This is a genomic window from Marinobacter zhejiangensis, from assembly GCF_900114775.1.
In the GTDB taxonomy this organism is placed as follows: Bacteria; Pseudomonadota; Gammaproteobacteria; order Pseudomonadales; family Oleiphilaceae; genus Marinobacter; species Marinobacter zhejiangensis.
Genome location: NZ_FOUE01000002.1, coordinates 397,857 through 422,481, shown reverse-complemented (window position 1 = coordinate 422,481; position 24,625 = coordinate 397,857). Strand labels below are relative to the sequence as shown.

At 57.2% G+C, this 24,625-nt stretch carries 22 protein-coding genes and 1 pseudogene; 9 read left to right on the top strand and 14 right to left on the bottom strand.

The window, feature by feature from the left end; all coding sequences use genetic code 11:
- Positions 1-33 precede the first annotated feature (33 nt).
- The 8 genes from rseP to rpsB form a co-directional block, all read right to left on the bottom strand.
- Positions 34-1,386, bottom strand: coding sequence for an RIP metalloprotease RseP (rseP, locus tag BMZ67_RS07265; RefSeq protein WP_092021284.1), 1,353 nt, complete (start codon positions 1,384-1,386; stop codon positions 34-36).
- A 217-nt stretch (positions 1,387-1,603) separates the two neighbouring features.
- Positions 1,604-2,776 carry a 1-deoxy-D-xylulose-5-phosphate reductoisomerase gene (gene ispC / locus BMZ67_RS07260; RefSeq protein ID WP_175481863.1) on the bottom strand — a complete coding sequence of 391 codons (1,173 nt, stop codon included), beginning with the start codon at positions 2,774-2,776 and terminating at the stop codon, positions 1,604-1,606.
- The gene (locus tag BMZ67_RS07255; RefSeq protein ID WP_092021282.1) at positions 2,776-3,612 is read right to left on the bottom strand and encodes a phosphatidate cytidylyltransferase; all 837 of its coding nucleotides are present in this window, start codon (positions 3,610-3,612) and stop codon (positions 2,776-2,778) included. The genes ispC and BMZ67_RS07255 overlap by 1 nt, the downstream gene beginning before the upstream one ends.
- Positions 3,613-3,624: 12 nt before the next feature.
- A complete protein-coding gene (gene uppS, locus BMZ67_RS07250) occupies positions 3,625-4,404 on the bottom strand; it encodes a polyprenyl diphosphate synthase (RefSeq protein WP_092021281.1) in 780 nt (259 codons plus the stop codon).
- 68 nt (positions 4,405-4,472) lie between these two features.
- Positions 4,473-5,030 carry a ribosome recycling factor gene (gene frr / locus BMZ67_RS07245; protein ID WP_092021280.1) on the bottom strand — a complete coding sequence of 186 codons (558 nt, stop codon included), beginning with the start codon at positions 5,028-5,030 and terminating at the stop codon, positions 4,473-4,475.
- Between the two features lie 43 nt (positions 5,031-5,073).
- Positions 5,074-5,802, bottom strand: a complete 729-nt coding sequence (pyrH, locus tag BMZ67_RS07240; RefSeq protein WP_092021279.1) for a UMP kinase — start codon at positions 5,800-5,802, stop codon at positions 5,074-5,076.
- 209 nt (positions 5,803-6,011) lie between these two features.
- Positions 6,012-6,881 carry a translation elongation factor Ts gene (gene tsf, locus BMZ67_RS07235; RefSeq protein ID WP_092021278.1) on the bottom strand — a complete coding sequence of 290 codons (870 nt, stop codon included), beginning with the start codon at positions 6,879-6,881 and terminating at the stop codon, positions 6,012-6,014.
- Between the two features lie 205 nt (positions 6,882-7,086).
- On the bottom strand, positions 7,087-7,836 hold the full coding sequence (gene rpsB, locus BMZ67_RS07230; protein WP_092021277.1) for a 30S ribosomal protein S2: 750 nt from the start codon (positions 7,834-7,836) through the stop codon (positions 7,087-7,089).
- A gap of 285 nt (positions 7,837-8,121) precedes the next feature.
- Between rpsB and map the strand changes: the two genes are divergently transcribed.
- The 6 genes from map to dapE all read left to right on the top strand — a co-directional run bounded on the left by map (position 8,122) and on the right by dapE (position 15,474).
- Entirely contained in the window at positions 8,122-8,892 is a 771-nt protein-coding gene (gene map, locus BMZ67_RS07225; protein ID WP_092021276.1) for a type I methionyl aminopeptidase, read from the top strand.
- Positions 8,893-11,538: a [protein-PII] uridylyltransferase gene (locus BMZ67_RS07220; RefSeq protein WP_092021275.1), complete on the top strand. Its 2,646-nt coding sequence runs from the start codon at positions 8,893-8,895 to the stop codon at positions 11,536-11,538.
- Entirely contained in the window at positions 11,535-12,731 is a 1,197-nt protein-coding gene (gene dapC / locus BMZ67_RS07215) for a succinyldiaminopimelate transaminase (protein WP_092021274.1), read from the top strand. The genes BMZ67_RS07220 and dapC overlap by 4 nt, the downstream gene beginning before the upstream one ends.
- Before the next feature lie 49 nt (positions 12,732-12,780).
- Positions 12,781-13,128 carry an ArsC family reductase gene (locus BMZ67_RS07210; protein ID WP_092021273.1) on the top strand — a complete coding sequence of 116 codons (348 nt, stop codon included), beginning with the start codon at positions 12,781-12,783 and terminating at the stop codon, positions 13,126-13,128.
- A 120-nt stretch (positions 13,129-13,248) separates the two neighbouring features.
- Positions 13,249-14,277, top strand: coding sequence for a 2,3,4,5-tetrahydropyridine-2,6-dicarboxylate N-succinyltransferase (gene dapD, locus BMZ67_RS07205; protein WP_092021272.1), 1,029 nt, complete (start codon positions 13,249-13,251; stop codon positions 14,275-14,277).
- Positions 14,278-14,343: 66 nt separating this feature from the next.
- Positions 14,344-15,474 (top strand): succinyl-diaminopimelate desuccinylase, encoded by a 1,131-nt coding sequence (dapE, locus tag BMZ67_RS07200; RefSeq protein WP_092021271.1) that lies wholly within the window; start codon positions 14,344-14,346, stop codon positions 15,472-15,474.
- A 22-nt stretch (positions 15,475-15,496) separates the two neighbouring features.
- On the opposite strand, the gene BMZ67_RS07195 is transcribed toward dapE, so the two are convergent.
- The gene (locus tag BMZ67_RS07195; RefSeq protein ID WP_092021270.1) at positions 15,497-15,715 is read right to left on the bottom strand and encodes a SlyX family protein; all 219 of its coding nucleotides are present in this window, start codon (positions 15,713-15,715) and stop codon (positions 15,497-15,499) included.
- Positions 15,716-15,914: 199 nt separating this feature from the next.
- Here BMZ67_RS07195 and BMZ67_RS18760 point away from each other — a divergent pair, with 199 nt between their 5' ends.
- Complete coding sequence (locus tag BMZ67_RS18760; protein WP_092021269.1) at positions 15,915-16,448, top strand: cold-shock protein; 534 nt, start codon at positions 15,915-15,917, stop codon at positions 16,446-16,448.
- 64 nt (positions 16,449-16,512) lie between these two features.
- Here the strand turns inward: BMZ67_RS18760 and BMZ67_RS07185 are convergent, their stop codons facing one another.
- The 3 genes from BMZ67_RS07185 to gloA form a co-directional block, all read right to left on the bottom strand.
- On the bottom strand, positions 16,513-16,890 hold the full coding sequence (locus tag BMZ67_RS07185) for a hypothetical protein (protein ID WP_092021268.1): 378 nt from the start codon (positions 16,888-16,890) through the stop codon (positions 16,513-16,515).
- An 82-nt stretch (positions 16,891-16,972) separates the two neighbouring features.
- A complete protein-coding gene (locus tag BMZ67_RS07180) occupies positions 16,973-18,301 on the bottom strand; it encodes a hypothetical protein (protein ID WP_092021267.1) in 1,329 nt (442 codons plus the stop codon).
- Between the two features lie 133 nt (positions 18,302-18,434).
- Positions 18,435-18,875, bottom strand: a complete 441-nt coding sequence (gloA, locus tag BMZ67_RS07175) for a lactoylglutathione lyase (protein WP_092021266.1) — start codon at positions 18,873-18,875, stop codon at positions 18,435-18,437.
- A 223-nt stretch (positions 18,876-19,098) separates the two neighbouring features.
- Here gloA and gdhA point away from each other — a divergent pair, with 223 nt between their 5' ends.
- Both gdhA and BMZ67_RS07165 read left to right on the top strand, forming a co-directional pair.
- Entirely contained in the window at positions 19,099-20,448 is a 1,350-nt protein-coding gene (gene gdhA / locus BMZ67_RS07170) for an NADP-specific glutamate dehydrogenase (protein ID WP_092021265.1), read from the top strand.
- Positions 20,448-23,057, top strand: a complete 2,610-nt coding sequence (locus BMZ67_RS07165; protein WP_092021264.1) for a PEP/pyruvate-binding domain-containing protein — start codon at positions 20,448-20,450, stop codon at positions 23,055-23,057. The genes gdhA and BMZ67_RS07165 overlap by 1 nt, the downstream gene beginning before the upstream one ends.
- Positions 23,058-23,127: 70 nt before the next feature.
- Here BMZ67_RS07165 and BMZ67_RS07160 read toward each other — a convergent pair whose 3' ends face one another.
- Together BMZ67_RS07160 and BMZ67_RS18675 are read right to left on the bottom strand one after the other, a co-directional pair.
- Entirely contained in the window at positions 23,128-24,201 is a 1,074-nt protein-coding gene (locus BMZ67_RS07160; RefSeq protein WP_092021263.1) for a hypothetical protein, read from the bottom strand.
- Between the two features lie 231 nt (positions 24,202-24,432).
- Positions 24,433-24,625: pseudogene (locus BMZ67_RS18675) on the bottom strand (hypothetical protein); the annotation flags it as partial.

The window sequence follows — 24,625 nt, the reverse complement described above, 5'->3', positions numbered from 1 at the left end:
CGCCTGTTAGTGCGGGTAAGAAGGTGGCAATTCTCACAACCGCATCAGGTCGTTGTAAAGTGCAAACACCATCAATGAAAGAATCATTACCATACCAATTCGTAATCCCAGTGCCTGAGCCTGCTCGGAAACCGGCTTCCGCCGGATTGCCTCGATGGTATAAAAAACAATATGGCCACCGTCCAGCACCGGTACTGGTAACAGATTCAAGACCCCCAGACTCACGCTCAGGTAAGCCAGGAAGCGGATAAAATCCTCAAAACCGGAGCTGACACTTTCCTCAGCGATCCGGGCAATCGTAATCGGGCCACTAAGGTTACTTGGTGACAGCAGCCCGGTCAGCATCTTCTTCACCGCTACCAGGGTCAGACGGGTATCAGACCAGGTCGCACCAATAGCGTGGGGAATCGCGGCCAGGGGATTGTAACTGACTTCGCGCAATAATTCGTCCGGCCAGCGAACCGGACTGACCCCGGCGCCGATAAACCCGGTCACCTGACCACCTTCAGATACTTTCTCGGCTGGAGTCAGCTCGATCTCCACGGCAGCGGCCGACCGCTCTATAGTCAGCCGGAGCGTTTGCTCAGGGGCCCGGCGGATATGATCGACCAGATCAAACCAATCGCTCACCGGCGCACCGTCAATCGCGATCACCCGGTCTCCCGCCAACAAGCCCGCATCGGCGGCCCGTCCATCAGGCGTCACCTCACCAATAATCGCCGGCACATCGGGGCGCCATGGGGTGATACCAAACTCCTGGATCGGGTAAGGGTCCTCTTCGCTTAAACGCCAGCCACCCAGGTCGCCCGTCAGCACTCGCTCCCCATCACCAGCACCGGTTACTGTCAGGGTAATATCGCCATGCTCACCGGTACGTTCGAGTAGCCGCATATTCACTTCCCGCCAGGAGGTGACCGACTCACCATCCACGGCCAGCACTTCCATTCCACCGGCAAGCCCCATACGTGCGGCCACCGATTGTGGCGAAACTTCCCCTACCACTGGCGCCACAGTGGCAAACCCCACCACAGACAACAGCCAGTAGGCGACAATGGCAAACAGGAAATTGGCAATGGGCCCGGCTGCGGCGATGGCTATCCGCTGACCCGGAGGCTTGGAGGTAAACGCTTGCTCTCGCTCATCTTCGGGAACAGGTCCTTCCCGCTCATCGAGCATCTTGACGTAGCCACCCAGGGGAATCACCGCGATCGCGAATTCGGTGCCGTGCCGGTCGTACCATGAGTAGATTGGGTTACCAAAACCCACAGAGAACCGAAGCACTTTAACGCCACACCGGCGGGCAACCCAGAAATGCCCGTACTCGTGAATGGTGACCAGGATCCCCAGTGTCAGGATCAGCGCGAGGACGGTCTGAATAACTTCCATAAAACTCCCAAGGATAATGGCCCTAACTGCGACCCACACAGTCACTATGACGCGACCTTGCTTTCAGGGCATAGCAACCTTGTATCAGAGCAGTCTGGGCCAGGTAAACTCAAACCGTAAGACCGCACTGCCCAAAAGGCGTTCCCTGTTATTGTTCTTCCGGCTGAATAATTCTGCCTTTTTGCTGCCTTTCCCGCCCGAATTCCGCCTTATCGGGTTAGCAGCGTACCAGGTATTCTGCGGCCACAGCCCGGGCTTCGCGGTCCTTTTCAAAGATGGTATCAAAACTGTCAGCAGGACCACCCGCAACCCGGCTGAGCGTGTCTTCGATAACCGACGGTATATCAATGAACCGAATCTTTCTCTTAAGAAACGCATCCACCGCAACTTCATTTGCCGCATTGAGTACCGCTGGCGCTGTGCCACCGGCGCTGAAGGCCTCGGATGCCAACCTCAGACATGGAAAACGGGCGAGATCCGGTCGTTCGAAATGGAAACGCCCCAACGCGAACAGGTCCAGCGAGGGAACGCCAGCATCAATTCGGTCTGGCCAGGCAAGGCCATTGGCAATCGGGGTACGCATATCCGGGCTGCCCAACTGCGCCAGAACCGAGCCATCGACGTAATCGACCATGGAGTGAATAATGCTCTCAGGGTGGATATGAACTTCCACCTGCTCGGGCCGGGTGTTGAACAACCAGCAGGCCTCGATCAACTCCAGGCCTTTGTTCATCAGCGTCGCGGAGTCTACGGAAATCTTTTGCCCCATGGACCAGTTGGGGTGGGCACAGGCCTGTGCCGGCGTCACCGTGGCAAGTTCTTCCTGGCTGTGGGTACGGAAGGGGCCGCCTGATGCCGTCAGGAGAATTCTCCGCACCCCTGCCCCGGGCAAATCACGAACCTGGGCAGGAGGCAGACATTGAAAAATCGCATTATGTTCGCTGTCGATGGGGAGCAACTCACTACCAGAAGCGGCCACCGCATCCATAAACAGCTGACCGGACATTACCAGAGCTTCTTTGTTAGCCAGCAACACCCGCTTACCGGCCCGCACTGCCGCAAGGGTCGGAGGCAGACCCGCAGCGCCAACAATCGCCGCCATGACGGTATCAACGTCATCGGCACCGGCCACTTCGCACAAGCCGCTTTCGCCAGCCAACACCTCTGTGGCACCGCGGTCACCCAACACCGCTGACAACGCATGAGCCGCTTGCTCATTCGCCATAACGGCAAAACGGGGCTGGAACTCCCGACACAACGCAGCCATTTCCTCGACCCGGGAACTGGCCGTCAGAGCGTAAACCGAGAAGCGACCGGGGTGGCGCCGAATAACATCCAGGGTACTCTGACCGATAGAGCCGGTTGCACCAAGAACCGTTACCTTACGCATCACCAACCGCCTGCGGCCAACCAGTCCAACTGGACAATGATCAGCGCAAAGACGGGGATTGCAGCGGTCAAACTGTCAATCCGATCCATGATGCCACCATGTCCCGGCAAAAGCTGACTGCTGTCTTTGATCCCCCGGAAACGCTTGAGCATGCTCTCAAGCAAGTCTCCCAACACCGACACCATGCCGGTGATCAAGCTGGCAAAGACGAGTAAGGCACCCTGCTGCACACTGGCATTGGCAAGACACGCCGCGACAATCGCCAGAACACTGACGGCCGCGAGACCACCCCAAACGCCAGCCCAGGACTTTCCGGGACTGACTCGCGGAGCCAGTTTGGCTTTGCCAAAGGCCCGGCCGGCAAAATAAGCCCCGATATCGGCAACCCAGACGATGAAAAACACATAAAGAATGAGCAACAGGTTGCTGTCCACGCTGCCAAACTGGAAGGCACCCGTACGCAACTGATTGAGCCCCACCCAGGCAGGAACCAGCACAAAGAGCCCCATCAGCGCCCGAATCGGTACCGGCGACCACAACGGGGAGCCTGCGGGATAGCTGCGCACCAGCAGCAAACACACGCCCCACCAGATCAGGGCCAGCCAGAGAATCAGCGAGTGAGGGTCATACAGCAGGAACAGTGCCGCCGCCACCAAACCGGCATAGCCGATGCGGGCCAGTGGTCGGGGCATACCGGCCATGTTCGCCCACTCCCAGGCACCGAGGGTGATAATGGCCCCGGTGAACAGTGCGAAGCCCAGCGGCGGGAGAAAAAAAATGCCACCAATGGCGATGGGGGCAAGGATCAAGGCGGTAATGATGCGGGTTTTTAGCACGATGATATTCGCTTATTCTTGGTTGTTTTCAGACGTGGCCGCAGCCAACTGGTCGTCGGTCTGACCGAATCGACGCTGGCGCTGAGCATAAGCTTCAAGCGCCTTATGCATTTCTTCGGATAGGAAATCGGGCCAGAAAACATCCGAGAAGTAAAACTCTGTGTAGGCCAGATGCCAAAGCAGGAAGTTGCTGATGCGCTGTTCACCCGCAGTGCGGATCATCAGATCAGGCATTGGCAGATCCCCGATCGACAGGTGCTGCTGGATCAGGTCATCAGAAATGTCGGATGGCTCAAGTAGCCCCTGGCGCACCTGTTCCGCCACCTTTTGGGTAGCCTGGGTGATGTCCCAGTGCCCGCCATAATTGGCAGCAATGACCAAGGTCATCCGGGTGTTGTTCCGGGTCAGTTCCTCTGCCCGCGCCATATGTTCCTGAAGCGCCGGGCTGAAGGCCGAGCGATCGCCAATAATACGCAGGCAAATGTTGTTTCGGTGGAGCTTCTTCACTTCGCGCTCCAGCGCAAACAAGAACAACCGCATCAGGGCGGAGACTTCGTCTTCGGGCCGCCGCCAGTTCTCGCTGGAAAAAGCGAACAAGGTCAGAACTTCCACACCTTCCCTGGCACAGGTTTCTACGACAGCCTTAACCGCTTTGACACCGGCCTTGTGGCCAGCCACCCCTTTGAGCCTGCGCACTTTGGCCCAACGGTTGTTGCCATCCATGATGATGGCTACGTGACGGGGGCGACGACTGGCCGAGACTGGAATCCCGGCGGATACACTTTCCGACATGCTTTCCCCTGGCCAGCAGGAACACTCCTGATCTGCCGGCACTCAGATTAATGCAAAACGACGGAGGCTTAGACCTCCATCAGGTCCTCTTCCTTGGTTTTCAGCATCTTTTCGACTTCAGCAACGTAGCGATCCGTCAGTTTCTGGATCTCATCTTCGCCACGACGCTGGTCGTCTTCGCTGATTTCCTTCTCTTTCAGCAGCTCTTTGATGTCATTGTTGGCATCTCGACGAGCATTACGAATGGAAACGCGACCATGTTCTGCGTCTGCCTTGGCCTGCTTAACCATTTCCCGACGGGTATCTTCGGTCAGCATCGGCATGGGAACGCGGATGACATCGCCACTGGTAGAAGGGTTCAGGCCAAGATCAGACATCATGATGGCTTTCTCAATGGTCGGAACCAGGTTCTTTTCCCAGGGCACCACAGCCAGGGTACGGCTGTCTTCGACGTTAACCGCGGCAACCTGCTTCAGCGGGGTTTCCTGGCCATAGTAGTTAACCATAACGCTGTCCAGGATAGCCGGATGAGCGCGGCCGGTGCGGATCTTGTTGAACGCATTCGCCAGAGCTTCCAGGCTCTTTTTCATGCGTTGTTCGGCATCGGATTTGATTTCGTTAATCACTGCAGCATCCTCAATTCGTTAACGTTGCTGAACCAACAACCAATCAATGGACCAGGGTGCCTTCCGGCTCACCGGTGACAATGCGCGTCAGTACGCCCGGTTGATTCATATCGAAAATTCGCAGGGGCATGCCGTGGTCACGAGCCAGGCAGATGGCGGTTAGATCCATTACCCCAAGTTTTTTATCCAGAACTTCATCATAGGTGAGATGATCGTACTTCTCGGCTGTCGGATCCAGCATCGGGTCAGCAGAGTAGACACCGTCAACCTTGGTGGCCTTGAGAACCGCATCGGCTTCAATTTCGATGCCACGCAGGCAGGCAGAAGAGTCGGTCGTAAAGAAAGGGTTGCCGGTGCCAGCGCAGAAGATCACGACGTCGCCGTCCTTCAGATCCCGTACCGCACGACGACGGTCGTAGTGCTCCACAATACCGCTCATGGGAATCGCCGACATGACCCGGGTACGGATATTGGATCGTTCAAGAGCATCACGCATGGCCAGGCCATTCATCACCGTCGCCAGCATCCCCATATGATCCCCGGTCACCCGGTCCATACCCGCGGCACTCAGGGCCGCACCCCGGAACAGGTTACCACCACCGATCACCAAGCCAACCTGAACGCCAATCCCGATGAGCGCACCAATCTCCAGTGCCATCCGGTCGAGAACCTTCGGATCAATACCAAAATCGAGCTCCCCCATCAGTGCTTCACCACTGAGTTTGAGCAGGACGCGCTTGTATCTCGGCTGATTTTTCGATGACGCTGGCATGATGATCCCCTATATCGGTCGCTGGAAAGACGGAGCCCCAAAGAGGACGGACTCATAATAGCCCGGTCTCTCTCGGGCTTGCATCTGACATACCTCTTCGAAAAGGGGTATCTCAGATACAAGCCCGCCACGAGGGCCGGGTTTCCCCGACCAACGTGGCAGACAGGTAGCCTCCCAACACCCAGAGGGCGCAGGGGGCTGAATCGGAATCAGGCTTTGCCAGTACCGGCTGCAGCAGCAACCTCAGCAGCAAAATCCACTTCCTCTTTTTCGATGCCTTCGCCCACTTCCAGACGAACAAAGCCAACCAGCTCACCGCCAGCACCCTTGATCAGCTGACCAACAGTCTGCTCAGGGTTTTTAACGAACGGCTGCTCAACCAGGCTGTTCTCTTTCAGGAACTTCTGGATACGGCCGCCCATCATCTTCTCGACGATTTCAGCAGGCTTGCCTTCCATATCCGGCTGGGCCTTGATGATTTCTTTCTCTTTTTCCACTTCTTCAGCAGGCATTTCTTCCGGCTTGCCTACACGCGGGTTAACAGCGGCAGCGTGCATGGCAATATCGCGGGCGACTTCAGGGGTGCCAGCGGAGATCGCAACGATGGAAGCGATCTTGTTGTTGCTGTGAACATAGCCACCCACAACCGGGCCTTCAACCTTCACAACACGACGAACAGTGATGTTTTCACCGATCTTCTGAACCAGCGCTTCACGCTTGGCTTCCAGATCGCCTTCCATCAGCTTGGCCACGTCGGTTTCACCGTTGGCGAAAGCAACGTCCAGAACGTCATTCGCAAACGCCATGAAGTTGTCATCACGAGCAACGAAGTCAGTTTCAGAGTTCACTTCCAGGATGTAACCCACGGTGTTGTCGTCAGACACTTTGACCAGGGAAACACCTTCAGCAGCGGTACGACCAGCCTTCTTGGCAGCCTTGAGGCCGGAAGACTTACGCAGCTCTTCGATTGCGGCATCTACGTCGCCACCAGCTTCGACCAGTGCTTTTTTGCACTCCATCATGCCAAGACCGGTACGCTCACGCAGCTCTTTGACCATTGCAGCGGTAATTGCAGCCATGTTCAATCCTCTCAGTATCTGAATTCTTGGGTTCCGCCCCACAAGGGCCGGCACACATGTAGTTTTTTTGTCAGTAGAACCAAGGCACTACTGACTGGCTGATCTTTTTTCACACCAAGCGTTTAAAGAAAGGGGGACTCAGAGTTAAGCCCCTCAGCCCCCACATTCAAACGCTGAAACATGATCAGCAAATGACGCTGACTACTTATTCAGCGGCAGGCGCTTCGCCTTGAGCTTCTTCGCTGACTTCAACGAATTCGTCAGCACCACCAGTGGCCTGAACGCCTTCGAGGCAAGTGTCAGCAACGGCCTTCACATAAATCTGGATGGCGCGGATTGCGTCGTCGTTGCCTGGAATAACAAAGTCAACGCCGTCAGGATCAGAGTTGGTATCAACAACACCGATTACAGGAATACCCAGCTTGTTGGCTTCTTTAATCGCGATGCGCTCGTGGTCAACGTCGATCACGAACAGTGCGTCCGGCAGGCCGCCCATGTCCTTGATACCGCCGATGCTGCGCTCCAGCTTGTCCATTTCACGGGTACGCTCGAGAGCTTCTTTCTTGGTCAGCTTGTCGAAAGTACCGTCTTTGCTCTGACCTTCCAGATCGCGGAAACGACGGATGGACTGACGGATGGTCTTGTAGTTGGTCAGCATACCACCCAACCAGCGGTGGTTAACGTACGGCTGACCAGAACGCTCTGCTTCTTCTTTGATGATCTTGGCGGCAGCGCGCTTGGTACCTACGAACAGAACCTTGTTCTTGCCCTCGGACAACTGCTGAACAAATTTCAGCGCGTCGTTCATGGCAGGAACAGTCTGCTCCAGGTTGATGATATGAATCTTGTTGCGGGCACCGAAAATGTATTTACCCATTTTCGGGTTCCAGTAACGGGTCTGGTGACCAAAGTGAGCACCTGCTTTCAGCAGGTCACGCATATTTACCTGAGCCATGATATTTACCTTGTAGCTTCGGGTTAGTCCTCCACGCGTCCAATTGCCCCAACCACACCCTCAATCTAAGAGGCCTGGCACCCTGGGACAACCTGTCGACGCATGTGCGAATTTGCCGATTTCGTTTTCGGCGGGCGCGTTTATACCATAAATACAGCCAAAATAGCCATTTGTTTTTCACCAAAACCCACGACCAACAAATAGCTCCACCTGTCAGACCTTCCCTTGTACCAACCCATCCAGCCCCTTAAAATGCCTGTTTAATTGACACCAACGGGATCCCAAATGCAGGTATCGATCAAGACTCCGGAAGAAATCGAAAAGATGAGGGTCGCTGGCCGCCTCGCGGCAGAAGTCCTTGAGATGATCGGTGAGCACGTCAAGCCCGGCGTTTCCACCGAAGAGCTTGACCGCATCTGCCACGATCATATTGTTAACGTTCAGCAAGCAATCCCGGCACCCCTGAACTATAAAGGCTTCCCGAAATCGGTATGCACATCGGTCAACCACGTCATTTGCCACGGCATACCGTCCGACAAAAAGGTTCTCAAGGATGGCGACATCATCAACATTGATGTCACGGTCATCAAAGATGAGTACCACGGTGACACCAGCAAGATGTTCATCGTAGGCAAGCCCAAGCCCGGTACCGAGCGGCTGATCCAGATCACCCAGGAGTGTCTCTATAAAGGTATCGCCCTGGTTCGTCCGGGCGCCCGGCTTGGCGACATCGGCCATGTCATCCAGCAGCACGCCGAAAAGCATCGTTACTCAGTGGTTCGGGATTACTGTGGCCATGGCATTGGCAAAGTCTTCCATGAAGAACCCCAGGTCATGCATTACGGCAAACCCGGTACCGGACTGGAGCTCAAGGAAGGCATGACGTTCACTATCGAACCGATGATCAACCAGGGCAAGTACCACACTAAACTGCTACCGGACGGCTGGACCGTGGTCACCAAGGACCACAAACTGTCTGCCCAGTGGGAACACACCCTGCTGGTGACCGCGGATGGCTGCGAAATTCTCACCAAGCGGTCAGACGAGTCGATCTAGGTGGATACCACTGAGCTGAAACGCCGAATTACCGAAGAACCCTCACCGGTGCTAGCCGCCCGTGAATTGCTCCAACTTCGCTACAATGCGGATGCCGAAGCGTTCCGGCAGGGAGCCGGCGTCAGGGAGCTGGTCCATGCCCGGGCCAACACCATTGACGAGGTGCTTCAGCTCATCTGGTCCCGCTACCCACTATCCCGCTCTGACAACATTGCCCTGGTAGCGGTTGGCGGCTATGGCCGCGGAGAGCTGCACCCACACTCCGATATCGATCTGCTGATCCTGTCCCGGCACGGTGTCGAGGAGTCCTGGCAGGAAGACCTGAGTGCCTTTATCACCCTGCTCTGGGACCTGAGGCTCGATATCGGCCACAGCGTGCGAAGCATTGAAGAGAGCAAGCTGGCGGCTCAAGAAGATGTCACCATTCTCACCAACTTGCTGGAAACCCGTACCATTGCGGGACCCGATGCACTGAGAGCGGAACTGAGTAGCGCGGTGTACTCGGATCACGTCAGCACCGACCGGGACTATTTCATCGCCAAACGGGACGAACAACGGGCACGCCATCAGAAATACGGCGACACAGAATACAACCTCGAACCCAACGTCAAAGGCTCCCCCGGTGCGCTGCGGGACATCCAGACCATTGGTTGGATCACCAAGCGCCACTTTGGCATCCAGAGCATTGCCGACCTCCCCCGCTTCAGCATCCTGACGGAGGAGGAATACCGGATACTGATGGATGGGGAAACCCTGCTGTGGCGCCTGCGTTACGGGCTTCAACTCATTGCAGACCGCAATGAAAACCGCCTGCTGTTTGACCATCAGCGCTCCCTGGCACACATGCTCGGCTACCATGACGAGGGCAAGCGTCTGGGTGTTGAACTGATGATGCAGGCTTACTACCGTACCGTACTGGCGCTCGCCGAGCTGAGCGACGTCATTCTCCAGTACTACGATGAAGCCATTCTGGATAGCGGCGGCAAAGAATCCATACAGCCCCTCAACAAACGATTCCAGATACGCAACCACTACATCGAAGCCGTTAACAATCAGGTCTTCGCCTACGCCCCCTACGCCATTATGGAAATATTCGTGCTGATGGCGCAGAACCCCGACATTCAGGGCATCCGTGCTACCACGATCCGCTCACTGAGAGCCCATCGCCACCTGATTGATGACGCCTTTCGCTCAGACCTGGCGGTGACCAGCCTGTTCATGGAGCTGCTGCGAACACCTCACAAATTGCATCACACCCTCGCCTTCATGAAGAAGTACAACGTGCTGGGGCGCTACCTACCGGAGTTTGGTCAGATCATCGGCCAGATGCAGCACGATCTCTTTCACATCTATACCGTGGATGCCCACACCTTGCGGGTGATCCGCAACATGGTCCGTCTCTACGGCCCGAAAGCACGCTCAGAATTTCCGTTTGCCTCACGCCTGATCCACCGTCTACCCAAGGTCGAAAACCTCTACATTGCGGGGCTTTACCATGATGTTGCCAAGGGCCGTGGCGGCGACCATTCGGAACTTGGCGCGATTGACGCCGAGGCCTTCTGCCGCCGTCACCATCTCAGCGACCGGGATACCCAACTGATTTCCTGGCTGGTGGAGAATCACCTGCTGATGTCGATGACCGCGCAGCGCAAGGACATTTCCGACCCGGACATTATCAACGGCTTTGCCCGGGCCTTGCCGAGTGACGTTCACCTGGACTACCTCTACGTCATGACAGTGTGCGACATCAGCGCGACCAACCCGAATCTGTGGAATACCTGGCGCGCCTCACTGCTTCGCCAGCTGTACATCGAAGCCAAACGGGCTCTCGGGCGTGGCAGCGAAAATCCGGTCAACCGACAGGAATGGATTCGGGCCACCCGTACCGAAGCCCGCGAGATGCTGCACGCCCAGAATTACTCCGACGACCAGATTGACGACGTCTGGAATAACCTGCAAGGCGACTATTTCCTGCAGGATTCGACCGTGGACATTGCCTGGCAAACCGCCGAGATTATCAAGCACGGCAACAATCCAGACCCACTCGTCTTGATTCGCGACACCCGTGGGGGGCCAACCGAAGGCTACTCACAGATCACCATCTACATGAAGGACCGGATGGCACTGTTTGCCGCGACCACTGCGGTGCTGGAACAGCTGAACCTGAACATCGCAGACGCCCGCATCAGTTGCGGCGACGGCCCCTACTCCATCAGCTCCTATGTGGTGCTGGATGAAAAGGGCCAGCCGCTGGGCATCGACCCGGCCCGCAAAGAGCGGGTCCGCAAACGCCTTATCGAAGAACTGGATGACCCGGAAGACTACCCGGAAATCATCCACCGCCGGACACCGCGGAAGCTGAAGCATTTCGCCTTCCCGACGGAAGTGACCTTCTCAAACGATACCGTCAATCAGCGTACCGTGATTGAAGTGGTCACACCTGACCGCCCTGGACTGCTGGCCCGTATCGGCCAGGTCTTCCTTGAGCACAGGGTACGCCTGAGCAACGCCAAGATCGCAACCCTGGGCGAACGCGTTGAAGACGTGTTTTTTGTCACCGATGAAACCGGGCAACCGCTCTGCGACCCGGATTTGTGCCAGAGCCTTCAGAACGAGCTCTGCAACATGCTGGACGATAGCCAATGAACCCCAACCTTTCTCTGCTTCACCCCTACCCGTTTGAAAAGCTGGCAAAACTCAAAAGTGGCGCGGAAGTGCCTGCAAACCTGTCAGCCATCTCACTGGGCATTGGCGAGCCGAAACACCCCGCGCCCGAATTCGTCAAACAGGTGATCGCCGGGAATCTGGACAAGCTGGCCAACTACCCCACCACCAAAGGGCTGGATGAACTCAGGGAAGCCATTGCCGATTGGGCCACCCGGCGTTTTGACCTGCAGCCGGGCACGCTGACTCCGGCCGAACACATTGTCCCGGTTAACGGCACCAGGGAAGGCATTTTCTCACTGGTGCAATCCGTCGTTGAGAGAACCCCTTCGGCGAAGGTTGTCAGCCCCAATCCGTTCTACCAGATCTACGAAGGCGCGGCGATTCTCGCGGGAGCAACGCCACACTACCTGCCCTGTGATGACAGCAACGGCTTTATCCCGGATTTCGACCAGGTTCCGGAATCGGTCTGGGACGACTGCCAGATCTTGTTCCTGTGCTCTCCCGGCAACCCGAGCGGTGCCGTGGTGTCTCGCGAAACCCTGACCCGGGTGATTGAACTGGCGGACCGCCACGACTTCATCGTTGCCTCGGACGAATGCTATTCCGAGCTGTATCCGGATGAAAGCAACCCGCCGGAAGGACTGCTTCAAACCTGCGCCGCTATCGGGCGCAACGACTATGCCCGCTGCGTGGTCTTCCACAGCCTGTCCAAACGGAGCAACCTGCCAGGACTTCGCTCCGGCTTTGTAGCAGGTGACGCTGACATTCTTCGTGATTACCTCCGTTACCGGACTTACCACGGCAGTGCCATGCCAATCCAGCACCAGCTGGCCAGCATTGCCGCCTGGCGCGACGAAGACCATGTTCGCGAAAACCGTGCCGCCTATCGGGCAAAATTTGAAGCGGTGGTCCCCATCCTCCGGGAAGTCATGGAGGTTGATTATCCGGACGCCGGCTTCTACCTCTGGCCGCAAACGCCTTTCAGCGATGAGACCTTCGCCCTGGAGCTATCCGAGCGGCAGAACGTAAACGTCCTGCCGGGTCGCTACCTGTCTCGCACTGTCGATGGCTACAACCCTGGCGAAAACCGGGTCCGCATGGCGCTGGTTGCGCCACTGGAAGAGTGCGTTGAAGCCGCCCAACGCATCGTCAACTATCTCAAGAACCGGTGACGGCCACAGCCCGTCACCACTCATTGACCAGACAGACAATCCGCAAACCATGAAACTCTACGGCATCAAGAACTGCGATACCGTCAAGAAGGCCCGCAAATGGCTCGACGACGCCGGTATCAACTACGAATTCCATGACTTCAAGAAAGATGGCCTGGGCGATGAACTGCTCAACACCTGGGAGCAGGCTGTTGGCTGGGAAACGCTGCTGAACAAACGCGGAACCACCTGGCGCAAGCTGCCGGATGAGGTTCGTGATACCATTGACGCCCAGTCCGCCCACAACGTCATGCTGGAAAATCCATCCATCATCAAGCGACCAGTGGTGGAGCACAACGGCAACGTGCAGGTTGGCTTCAACGCCGATCAGTGGGCCGAGATATACAGCGCCGGCTAACCCGTCATTTCCGGCCTGAAAACCGCCTCGATCGCGGCCAGGATTTCAATACATCAAGCGGGCAATCCCCCGGGTTTGCCCCATCGCTGACAACCTTATAAATCAAGGAGCATCCTTCCAATGAGCTTTGCTTTTGGCATTGGTATTGGCACCCAGAATATCCAGAACGAATGGCTGGAGGTTTTTTACCAAAGCCCAGTCATCAGCCCTGCAGACGCGCTCATCAATGCCGCCAAGGCCGCATTGAACTACCAGGGCGGCAACCAGGCCCTGGCCGTCAGCGCCGACGAACTCAATGCCTTTGCCGCTGCTCTGGAGCAGGCTGGCGAGTCAGCACAGGCACAACTGGCCAGCAAGGCTGCGGTCAGCAAGCGCCCGGTTGTCGTCACTGTTCTGGAGAGCGATGAGGCGTCAACCTCTACGCCCGAGGTGTACCTCAAGCTGCACCTGATTTCGCACCGCCTCGCCAAGCCCCACGGCTTGAAACTGGACGGTATTTTTGGCCTGCTGCCCAACCTGGCCTGGACCAATGAAGGCGCCATCGACCTGAACGAGCTGCCTGAGCGTCAGCTGCAAGCTCGCCTCGAAGGCCGCACTCTGGAAGTGAAATCCGTCGACAAGTTCCCGCAGATGACCGACTACGTTGTCCCAGCCGGTGTCCGCATCGCTGACACCGCCCGCGTCCGCCTTGGCGCCTATGTCGGCGAAGGCACCACCGTCATGCACGAAGGTTTCATCAACTTCAACGCAGGCACGGAAGGCACCAGCATGGTGGAAGGTCGTATTTCTGCCGGCGTTGTCATTGGCAAAGGTTCTGACCTGGGCGGCGGCTGCTCCACCATGGGCACCCTTTCCGGCGGCGGCAACATCATCATTTCCGTTGGTGAAAACTGCCTGATTGGCGCCAATGCCGGGATCGGCATCCCACTGGGCGATCGCTGCACAGTAGAAGCCGGCCTGTACATTACGTCCGGCTCCAAGGTTGCCCTGCTGGACGACAGCAACACGCTGGTTGAAACCGTCAAGGCTAGAGACCTGGCTGGCAAGCCGGACCTGCTGTTCCGCCGTAACAGCCAGACTGGCGCCGTTGAGTGCAAGACTAACAAGTCCGCCATCGAGCTGAACGAAGAACTGCACGCCAACAACTGATCCACGCCGTACCCACGGGGCGCCCCCAGCGCCCCGTTTATTCCAACCAACAGGCCAGACCGATACATGACACACTCGCCCACGATTGAGCTCGCGCAGGAACTGATCCGCCGCCCCTCCGTAACGCCCGACGATGCCGGCTGCCAGGAGCTGATGATGTCTCGGCTGGCACCCTTGGGTTTTGCCGGTGAAATCATGCACTTTGGCGATACCGACAACCTGTGGGCAAGAAAAGGTAACGACGGCCCCGTGCTGGCCTTTGCCGGTCACACCGATGTGGTGCCCACAGGGCCAGAGAAAAACTGGGACATCGCTCCGTTTGACGCCGTCATCAAAGACGGCTTCCTGCATGGGCGTGGCGCTGCTGATATGAAGGGCAGCCTGGCCGCCTTTGTGACCGCCTGTGAACGGTTTGTCGCCAAGTATCCGGATCACCGCGGATCCATCGCATTGCTGATCACCAGCGACGAGGAAGGCCCGGCCAAGCATGGCACGGTCAAAGTGGTGGAAACCCTGGAGGCCCGTAACGAGAAAATCGACTGGTGTCTGATCGGCGAGCCATCCAGCACTGAATGGGCCGGCGACATCATCAAGAACGGCCGTCGGGGCTCACTGCACGGTTATCTCACGGTACACGGTGTCCAGGGCCATGTTGCCTACCCGCACCTGGCGGAGAACCCGGTACACACCACAGCACCGGCACTGGATGACCTGGCCCGGGAGCACTGGGACAGTGGCAATGAATTCTTCCCGCCCACCACCTTCCAGATCACCCGAATCGAATCCGGCACCGGCAGCAACATCATTCCTGGGGAGCTGCTGGTGCATTTCAACTTCCGCTACTGCACTGAGAACACGGCCGAATCACTGGCAGAGCGCGTGTCCGAGATTCTGGACAAACATAACCTGAACTACGATCTGGAATGGAACCTGAGTGGCCGTCCTTTTCTGACCGACCGGGGCGCCCTGGTCACGGCAACCCAGAATGCCATTCGCCGTGTCACCGGCAAGGAAACTGAGCTTTCCACCTCCGGGGGTACGTCTGATGGCCGCTTCATCGCCCCTACAGGCGCCCAGGTTGTTGAGCTGGGCCCGTTGAACGCGACCATCCACAAGGTCAACGAATGTGTCAGCACCGACGATCTCGACACCATTTCCGAGATCTACGAGCAAATTCTGACAGAACTACTTGCCTGAACCTCGATTGCCCCGCTGCCGCTCAGTAATGGGGCGGCGGCGTTTCCTCATGCTCCGGCTTTATGTTGGACGGTGACAACGCCTTAAGCTCACTGTGCAGGTGACGCTTGGCGTCCCAGAGCTCCCGTATATCCAGTTCCTGCCGCGCCACCTGTTCGTTCAGTGTATTGATCAGGTCGTCCTGAAAAGCAAGACGTGTCTCAAGTTCTGCCAGACGTGTTTCTAGCTGTTCTGTGTTCATGGCTGTGATCCGATTCAGGAATTTACGTTATTACGGAAGGTACTTTGGGAGCACTAACGGATATCTGGTATGATGCCGCTTTTCCAGCCAGCAGCCTCCCGATTCGGTGGTCGCTGGCTGTCTTCAGTTGTCGGTGTTCAATGTTACGTGATTACCGGCGTTTTTAGTTAGTATCTGATTAACGGAGATTCTTGCGTCAATGCGTAATCCAGCCAAAGCGATCGTTCTTGCCATTCTGATCGCCATTCCTGCGCCCTTTATTCTCGCATTTGCACTACTGACCTTTACCCCGGAAGTTTTCCAGATTCTCTCCCAATCCGGTTCAAGTGAATTGGCGAGCAACGCCCCGTTCGTTCTGGGCAGCGCCCAGGGAATCGCGGCGTACGTCATCAGCTTCGTTCTGTTTGGGCTCGTTGGCTTCCTGACTCTTACCCTTGCCCAGCGTAAGCAAACCTCAACCGGCAGCCGCCGCCTTGCGGAAAGCTACGACGATGAGGACGACTACGAAGCCGAGGGCCCTGAAGGCGATGAAGAAGGCACTGTAAAGTGGTTCAACGTCAAGAAAGGTTTCGGCTTTATCGTTCGCAGCAATGGCGACGAAGTGTTTGTCCACTTCCGAGCCATCCGTGGTCGTGGCCGCCGGGTTCTTCGCCAGGGCCAACTGGTTCGTTTCAGTGTTGTTGATGCGGACAAAGGCCTTCAGGCAGACAACGTATCCATTCTGAGCGAATAATCAGGCCCAGCGCCTGATAAAAAGGGGAGCGGCCTGTGCCACTCCCCTTTTTTTGTTCCCGCCGTCAGCTCCAGACCACCAGCATCTCACCACGCTGATCAATCCGCCACCACTTGTCTTCTTCAAGCGAGTCGCCTTCCTTCCAGCCACCGGGGCTACAGCGAACCTCATTGTCCAATGTCCGCCAGGCGCTACGCGCGCACTCCAGATCCTGGCTCCAGGGCAACTCTTCGCCCTCCAGCACAACACAGGTATAACGCTTGCCATTGGCCTGAGGGTAGACACTTACCCTGACCTTGGCATGCTTGAAGTACCCTGTGCCCTTAAAGGCCGCCACGCCTGCACCGGAATCATCAAGATCCAGGCCATCCAGGTGTTGACTGAGCCATTGGACCAGTTGGCCAGGCTCCAAATCCCGGATGTACAGTTCGAGGTCTTGCACCCCTGTTTCTCCTACAGCTATTAGGTTGGCCAATAGTGACCCGGAGGCATCCCCGTTGCAAGAAAAGCCTTAGGAGGCTCGGTCACGCTCGCCCCCAACTACGCTCCACTCTCAACTCTTTAACAACATCATCCACCAGAACCCGCCGAAGATGACCTGCCGCCTTACGCTCATGCCAGCCAATCTCCGACGCTGCCAACTCCAGCGACAACCGCTTCATCGGCCGTTCCAGGTCCACCCCCTCATGCTGCCGGGCCAGGGCGACCAATTGCTGCCGCTTCAATGAATCCAACTCCCCGGCAAGTCGCAGGCTATCCAGCGGCCCCCGTTGGGCAAACAGGGCCACCCGGGCTGCGGCACGCTCCAACACTGCCAACAGCTGGCCCGGCGTGCTGACAAGAGCCACCATTGAACTGGCCAGATACTTGATGGATGCCAGGGTTAACTCCACTTTCCAGCGCTTCTCAATCCTTGGCTGATGGGCCGTAGCGACTGCCAGCAGCTGGCTTTCATTGGCAGCAGGCAGGACAAAGCACTCCAGCGGTCTGCCTAACTGACGCTCCAGCTCCGCTGCATAACCCAGCTCTTGCTCATCCCCCGCGCTTATCATCAGTAACGGGCCGGGAAACCCCAAGACAATATGGCGTGCCATGTGACATTCGTCGGCCAGAAACCCAAGCAACTCCCGTGGACTGACATTGTCCAATATCAGTGCCGGCGGCTCAGCCTGGTCAACAGGCATGACGGTCGCATCGGACGCCATCACCTCCGATTCCCGGCGCAGGTCAACAGTGATACAGCCATACTGAAGCAGTGGTATCAGCGATTGCAGCCAAGTCGTTTTTCCCGCCCCACGGCTCCCACTCAGCCAGAAAACAGCGCTTGGCGACGCCATCATGGACACGGCAACATCCTCCGCCAGCATCAGCCAGTCACTATCAGTAACCACCACTGGAACCGAAGAAGGAGTGGAACCTATAGGTGACGACCCGAACCCTGGCTCCTGATTCAGGTGCCAACGGGGGACCTGCTCCAGCACCGCCACGTAGGCCTTGCCCTGAAGACGATCCGCCTTGTGGACCAGCACATCCATCAAGAGCGGCCAGTCAAGCCAGGCCTCCCCGACCTGCTCACGCGCCATCGCAAACCAATACACCAACTGCGAAGAGAGCAGCCCTTCTCCAGCCAACGTGCTGACAATCGGCTGCTCACACTGAATCGTTCGGGTCAGCTCGTCGTGATCCACACCGTGAGCTTTCAAGTGGCTAAGAAGGCGGGATTCGGTGTCCAGCAACGCCAGCAGGAAATCTTCCACTGTGATGGCATAGCCACCGCGGTGCTCAACATTTTTCCGGGCGTTGATCAATGCCACCTGGCAGGAGGGGCTCAGGCATCCTTGCCATTCATCCATTGCAAATTCCTTTTGCGTCAATATGCGGTAGTGCCCTTGGTCATCCTGACCAATCAGGCTCAAACGATTGCCAATTCCGGTTCATCTTATCGCAAATATAACCCACACCCATAACCCGGATAGCAGGTGTTCATCACCAGGTGCCGGTGTTTTCCATGCTGATCCATGGCTCGCTCGGCGGCAAGGCCTCTCCTGCCTGCAACAGCTCTATGGATATGCCATCGGGCGAGCGGACAAACGCCATATGCCCATCCCGGGGAGGACGATTAATGGTGACCCCGTTGGCCTGCAGGTGCTCGCACAGGGCATAGATATCATCCACACGATACGCCAAGTGCCCGAAGTTACGGCCGCCGGTGTATTCCTCGGTATCCCAGTTATAGGTCAGCTCGACCATCGGCGCCCTGCTTTCTCCCACCCCGACCTCATCTCCCGGGGCTGCCAGGAACACCAGTGTGAACCGACCAGCTTCACTATCTTTTCGGCTGACTTCCTTCAGCCCCAGCAGATCACAGTAGAAATGCAGGGACTTTTCGAGGTCGTGTACTCGAACCATAGTGTGGAGATATTGCATAATGACCGGCCCTTCAAATGAACAGTTAAAGATCGAAAACGCTCAGCCCAGTGTATCAGCACCACCATTGCCTGGCCGAGAACTTCCCTACCCCGGGGCTTCAGGACCAATAGTGAACTAACGTACCACTTGCAAACCACTGCACTCTTATGGTGCAATTGAATGGTTTTGCACTACGTTTTTACCCTTACCCATTTCCATTTCTCAACCCTGAGGGAGTTCTATGACCGCACGCCTTGACGAAAAGCTGGAACCAATTTTCCAGGATGTATTACGCCGTAACCCTGGCGAAGTTGAGTTCCACCAGGCCGTACACGAAGTCCTGGAAACGCTTGGGCCGGTGCTGGTTAAACACCCAGAATTCGCAGAACGCAAGATCATCCAGCGCATTTGTGAACCGGAACGACAAATCATCTTCCGTGTACCCTGGCAGGATGACAATGGCGAGATTCACATCAACCGTGCGTTCCGGGTTGAGTTCAACAGCGCCCTTGGCCCCTACAAAGGCGGCATGCGTTTTCACCCCTCGGTCTACCTCGGAATCATCAAGTTCCTGGGCTTCGAGCAGATCTTCAAGAATGCCCTGACCGGCTTGCCGATCGGTGGCGGTAAGGGCGGTAGCGATTTCGACCCCAAAGGCAGGTCCGATGCTGAAATCATGCGTTTCTGCCAGAGCCTGATGACGGAACTCTATCGCCACATCGGTGAGTACACTGACGTACCCGCTGGCGATATCGGCGTAGGCGGCCGCGAAATTGGCTACCTGTTCGGCCAGTACAAGCGCATCACCAACCGCTATGAGTCTGGCGTTTTGACCGGAAAAGGGCTCAGTTATGGCGGCAGCCGCGCACGGACCGAAGCAACCGGGTATGGCACCGTGTTCTTTACCCAGGAAATGCTCAAAGCCCGCGGCGACTCCCTGGAAGGCAAAACCGTTGTGGTCTCAGGCTCTGGCAACGTGGCCATCTACGCCATCGAGAAAGCCCATGAGCTGGGAGCAAAAGTTATCGCGTGCTCCGACTCCAGTGGCATCATCGTCCATGAAAGCGGCATCGACCTCGATACCGTCAAACGGATCAAGGAAGTGGAACGCCGCCGGATCAGCGCTTACACCGAGTTCCACAAAGACGCGAAGTACGTCGAGGCCGGCAATATCTGGTCCGTGCCATGCGACGTTGCGCTGCCATGTGCCACCCAGAACGAACTCAATGGCACCGACGCAGCGACTCTGGTGAAGAATGGCTGTATCGCTGTGGCGGAAGGCGCCAACATGCCGACCACACCGGAAGGCATCCAGATCTTCCAGAGTGCCGGACTGGCCTACGGCCCAGGCAAAGCGGCCAATGCCGGTGGGGTATCCACCTCAGCACTGGAAATGCAGCAAAACGCCAGCCGCGATTCCTGGAGTTTCGATTTCACCCAGAAGCGACTGGAAGAAATCATGATCAACATTCACAGGGATTGTTTCGAAACCGCTGAAGAGTTTGGCGCTCCCGGCAACTACGTGCTCGGCGCCAACATCACCGGATTCATCAAGGTTGCCCGTGCCATGGATGCCATGGGACTGATCTGATGACCGGCGCAGCCAGAACCGACCCCTCCGCCGACCGGGTATCCACCGGCCATGAGGGGCTGGACCAGGTTCTGGATAGCCTGCGCATTGGTGATAATGTGGTGTGGCGGGTGCGGGACATCGATGATTATCGCCGCTTCGTCACGCCCTTCATCACCGCGGCGGCCAACGCTGGTCGCCGCATCATCTACCTCCGCTTTGGTCAACACCCCCCTCTCGTCACCAGTGACAGTAACGTCCTTCGCGTGGACTTGAATGCCCTCGATGGATTTGAGGCCTTTACCGGCCAGGTCTGGCGGCTGATTGAGGAGCACGGCCACGGCGCCTTCTACATCTGCGATTGCCTCAGCGACTTGTTGGATGCCTGGGCCACAGATGCCATGGTGGGCCACTTTTTCAGGGTCGTCTGCCCGTTCCTGTTCAAGCTGGATACAGTTGCCTGGTTTGCCCTCCACCCCTCACGCCATTCACACACCACTCTGGACCGCATCCGCGAAACCACCCAGGTCCTGGTGGACGTACACCGCGCCGGAGACAATGTCCAAATCCAGCCCATCAAGGTCTGGCGCCGGCAATCACCGACCATGTTTCTGCCCCACCGGGAAGATAACGGCCTTTTTCGCCCAGTAACCGACAGTAGCGATGCCACCCGATTGCAGGCCGCCATCGAGCAAGAAGAACCCCAGCCTCAGCCCCTGCTCGATTACTGGGACCGCCTGTTTATGGAGTTGGCAGAAACCCCGGCGGACAGCCCCGCCTGCCACGACGTTCGTGAACGGGTATTACGAGTCCTGATCAGCCGCGACCCCGGGATACTGGCGCTGGCGATTCAGTACCTGCAGCAGGATGAGCTGCTGGCGATCCGCAGCCGGATGGTCGGTAGCGGATACATTGGCGGCAAGGCCACTGGCATGCTGCTGGCCCGAAGCATTCTCCTGCAGACCGACCCGGAGCTTTGGTCCCAGCACCTGGAACCCCATGATTCCAGCTTTCTCGGCACCGATGTCTATTACGCGTTCCTGGTTCACAACAACCTATGGCCCGCCCTCATGCGCCAGCGCTCGACGGACGGCTATCTGAGTGAAGCCCCGACACTTCAGCAGGGCATCCTGAATGGGCAATTTCCAGAGGAGTACCGGTCCGAGCTGGGGCGCCTGCTCGACCACTATGGTCAGTACCCTATCCTGGTTCGCTCAAGCAGCCTGCAGGAAGACAGCTTCGGCAGCGCGTTTGCTGGCAAGTACGACAGCATCTTCCTGGTCAACCAGGGCAGCCCTGAGCAGCGACTGGCCGCGTTGGAGGATGCCATTCGCCAGGTCTATGCCTCTACCATGAGTGAAGATGCCCTGGTCTACCGCCGCCAGCGTGGACTGGATGAACGGGAAGAGCCCATGGCCTTGCTGGTACAGCGGGTCAACGGCCGATTTCACGGCCAATATTACCTGCCGGACGCCGCCGGTGTGGGGGTGTCGCGCAATACCTTTGCTTGGGACGGGGACATGGACCCTGCGGCGGGCATGGTGCGGATGGTGCTGGGACTGGGCACCCGTGCGGTCGACCGGATCGAAGGAGACCATGCCTGTGTCATGGCCCTCGACTATCCCTCAAGGCGCCCCTTTCGCAACGACGACGAACGCTACCGTTTCTCCCAGCATCTCGTCGATGTGCTCGATACCGCCGGAAACGGCCTGGAAACCCTGCCCCTGAGCCGCCTGTGCGAGGTCACGAGCGACCTTCCCCTGGAGCAGCTTGCCGAGCCTGACCGTGATGCCAGCGAGCGGGCCCGTGAGCTGGGCTTACCTGCACCGGTATGGCGCCTAACGTTTCAGCCGCTAGCACGGCGAACCGACTTTACCGGCAGGGTCCAGCGGCTGCTCAACACCCTCGAAACCGTCTACCAGCACACGGTCGATGTGGAATTCACTGTCCATATTGGCGAGCGCGGCAGCCCCTCGTTCAACCTGGTGCAATGCCGCCCGCTGGCCACCGTCGGGGACTCCACGCCTGCCGCTATCCCTGACGCGCTCCCTAGCAGACAAGTGCTGTTCCGCAGTGAAGGTCATTTCATGGGGGGCAACCTTAACCTGACGATTAAACGAGTCATCCGGGTGAACGCAACAACCTACGCCCAGCTGAGCCAGCAGGCCCGCTACCGGGTTGCAGGTGTCATCAGGGAGCTTGTGCGCAAAACACCGGCTGGACAGAAAGTGATGCTGATCGGCCCAGGCCGATGGGGAACCAGCAGCCCGGAACTGGGAGTTCCGGTACGATTTGCGGATATTGCAGGCATCACCGCACTGGTGGAAGTGGCCGAAGCCTCCGGCGCCATGGTGCCAGACCTGTCTTACGGCTCTCACTTCTTCCAGGACCTGGTAGAGACCGGCATTGCTTACATAGCGCTGTTCCCGGAGGATGGCCAGTGCCACTACCACCCAGACCACCTCGCCCGCTTCGCTTCGACTGTGCAGCTGCTGCCCGAAAACATCGACGACATTCCTCCGGGCACCGTAGAGCTGTACGACCTCGCCAAACGCCCCCTCAGCCTTTGTGGCGATATTGTTGGGCAGCGGTTGGTGTGTTTTGCGCAGGTGGCTGACGTAGAATTTTGAGCGCTTCCTTTATCGGTGAGGCCTTTGCCCTGACGCGGAGCTTGAAGAGCAGCCTTCTCACGAGATTTCCCTAAATCACACTTGCCGTTACTGGGCGTTGCTCCCGGTATGTGTCCATGTCGATCTGCCCGAGTTTCGGGGTGAGCTTGCATACCCGCTGGCCCCAAGGGTATTCCCGCTGGCGCTGGAGCAGCTCCAACCCTTCGCCATCCTTCCACGCCGCCAAATCCAGATCTCGCCAGTAACGGGGGTTCCGGCCGGTTGTCTGGTCGTACTCAGCGGTAACCGGGTCCAGGTGGCGGAAGGGTTCCAAACGGGGCGTATCTGGCAAGGGCTGGGTCACGTCCATATAGCATTGCAGCATGTCCCACAGGGCCTGTACTTCGTATTTTTCAGCTTCGATTGAACTGAAGGAAGTCTTGTTGAAGATTTTCTGGGTATAGCGATGCACCAGCATCAGCCGGTAAAAAATACCGCCCTGCTGAATCACCCGTTCGACGTAAGCATCAAACTCCACAAAAGGCGCCTCGAAAGTGCGCCCCCTTCCCAGAGCAAGGCGAACCTGACCAATGAGCCGGTTAAATTCGCTGCAGCCGTCTTCCAAGGTTTTATCCAGCTTGTTACCGAGACTCTTTTCAAACGGCTTGAGAAGAAAGCCCATCCCCGTGCCCATGATCCAGTTGGTAGTTGGGGGAATCACCCAAAACGCAAAAAACAGCCATGCTGGCACGAGAACAATAAGAAGCAACCCACACAACACAGCAGGAACACCAAAAACGTTAGATAACTGAAGTACTCCAAATCCGATACCCGCAAGCCCACTAAAAAGTAATGTAAGCATCCAAATGAATGGTATTGCCAAGAGCAAAACTTTAAGGCCAACTTTACCATTCAAAAACCGAATACATTGATGATCCCACCACCAGTCCCTATTTCTAAACTCAGGATCATTTCGCTCGTTTTCCTGAAGGGCTTCTACATCCAGAATTGTGCGGTGATAAGGAATAAGCTGGGCATAGACACCGGTGGGCTGTAATTCTTCGCCGAGCCGGATCCGATTCTTCTGGCTTTCAGGTAAAGGTCCGATAGCTGCCGCCCTGAAAGCCGTACCGAGAAATAAGGACTCTTCCCGCTCATTATTCATGTACTTACCTCAGTGAAATACCAATAGGGCGAATCAGGCTGTGCATTGGTGTCAAAGACCACTCGTTTCTAAACCGAACGAACCAGTGATCCCGGCCAGTATTCATAATGGCCCGCCCCCTGCTCTTGCCCCCAAGTAGTCGGAGAAACAGGATGATGGCCATTACGGCATTCGTTACCAGGAGGTCTCGCGCCGCATTCGGCGGGAAGGACTGACACAGGGGGCACTCCTCTATATCGCGCTCGCTGTCGCCGGGCGTTGCTGCCGGTAAGTGCCCATGTCGATCTGCCCGAGTTTCGGGGTGAGCTTGCATACCCGCTGGCCCCAAGGATATTCCCGCTGGCGCTGGAGCAGCTCCAACCCTTCGCCATCCTTCCACGCCGCCAAATCCAGATCTCGCCAGTAACGGGGGTTCCGGCCGGTT

Bases quoted from the DNA above. Each gene is read 5' to 3' on its own strand.
- gloA (WP_092021266.1), bottom strand. From the start codon at position 18,875: ATGCAATATCTCCACACTATGGTTCGAGTACACGACCTCGAAAAGTCC.
- BMZ67_RS07180 (WP_092021267.1), bottom strand. From the start codon at position 18,301: ATGGATGAATGGCAAGGATGCCTGAGCCCCTCCTGCCAGGTGGCATTG.
- ispC (WP_175481863.1), bottom strand. From the start codon at position 2,776: ATGCGTAAGGTAACGGTTCTTGGTGCAACCGGCTCTATCGGTCAGAGT.
- rseP (WP_092021284.1), bottom strand. From the start codon at position 1,386: ATGGAAGTTATTCAGACCGTCCTCGCGCTGATCCTGACACTGGGGATC.
- map (WP_092021276.1), top strand. From the start codon at position 8,122: ATGCAGGTATCGATCAAGACTCCGGAAGAAATCGAAAAGATGAGGGTC.
- tsf (WP_092021278.1), bottom strand. From the start codon at position 6,881: ATGGCTGCAATTACCGCTGCAATGGTCAAAGAGCTGCGTGAGCGTACC.
- BMZ67_RS18760 (WP_092021269.1), top strand. From the start codon at position 15,915: ATGCGTAATCCAGCCAAAGCGATCGTTCTTGCCATTCTGATCGCCATT.
- uppS (WP_092021281.1), bottom strand. From the start codon at position 4,404: ATGTCGGAAAGTGTATCCGCCGGGATTCCAGTCTCGGCCAGTCGTCGC.
- BMZ67_RS07165 (WP_092021264.1), top strand. From the start codon at position 20,448: ATGACCGGCGCAGCCAGAACCGACCCCTCCGCCGACCGGGTATCCACC.
- rpsB (WP_092021277.1), bottom strand. From the start codon at position 7,836: ATGGCTCAGGTAAATATGCGTGACCTGCTGAAAGCAGGTGCTCACTTT.
- pyrH (WP_092021279.1), bottom strand. From the start codon at position 5,802: ATGCCAGCGTCATCGAAAAATCAGCCGAGATACAAGCGCGTCCTGCTC.
- dapE (WP_092021271.1), top strand. From the start codon at position 14,344: ATGACACACTCGCCCACGATTGAGCTCGCGCAGGAACTGATCCGCCGC.
- BMZ67_RS07160 (WP_092021263.1), bottom strand. From the start codon at position 24,201: ATGAATAATGAGCGGGAAGAGTCCTTATTTCTCGGTACGGCTTTCAGG.
- BMZ67_RS07210 (WP_092021273.1), top strand. From the start codon at position 12,781: ATGAAACTCTACGGCATCAAGAACTGCGATACCGTCAAGAAGGCCCGC.
- dapC (WP_092021274.1), top strand. From the start codon at position 11,535: ATGAACCCCAACCTTTCTCTGCTTCACCCCTACCCGTTTGAAAAGCTG.
- BMZ67_RS07195 (WP_092021270.1), bottom strand. From the start codon at position 15,715: ATGAACACAGAACAGCTAGAAACACGTCTGGCAGAACTTGAGACACGT.
- gdhA (WP_092021265.1), top strand. From the start codon at position 19,099: ATGACCGCACGCCTTGACGAAAAGCTGGAACCAATTTTCCAGGATGTA.
- dapD (WP_092021272.1), top strand. From the start codon at position 13,249: ATGAGCTTTGCTTTTGGCATTGGTATTGGCACCCAGAATATCCAGAAC.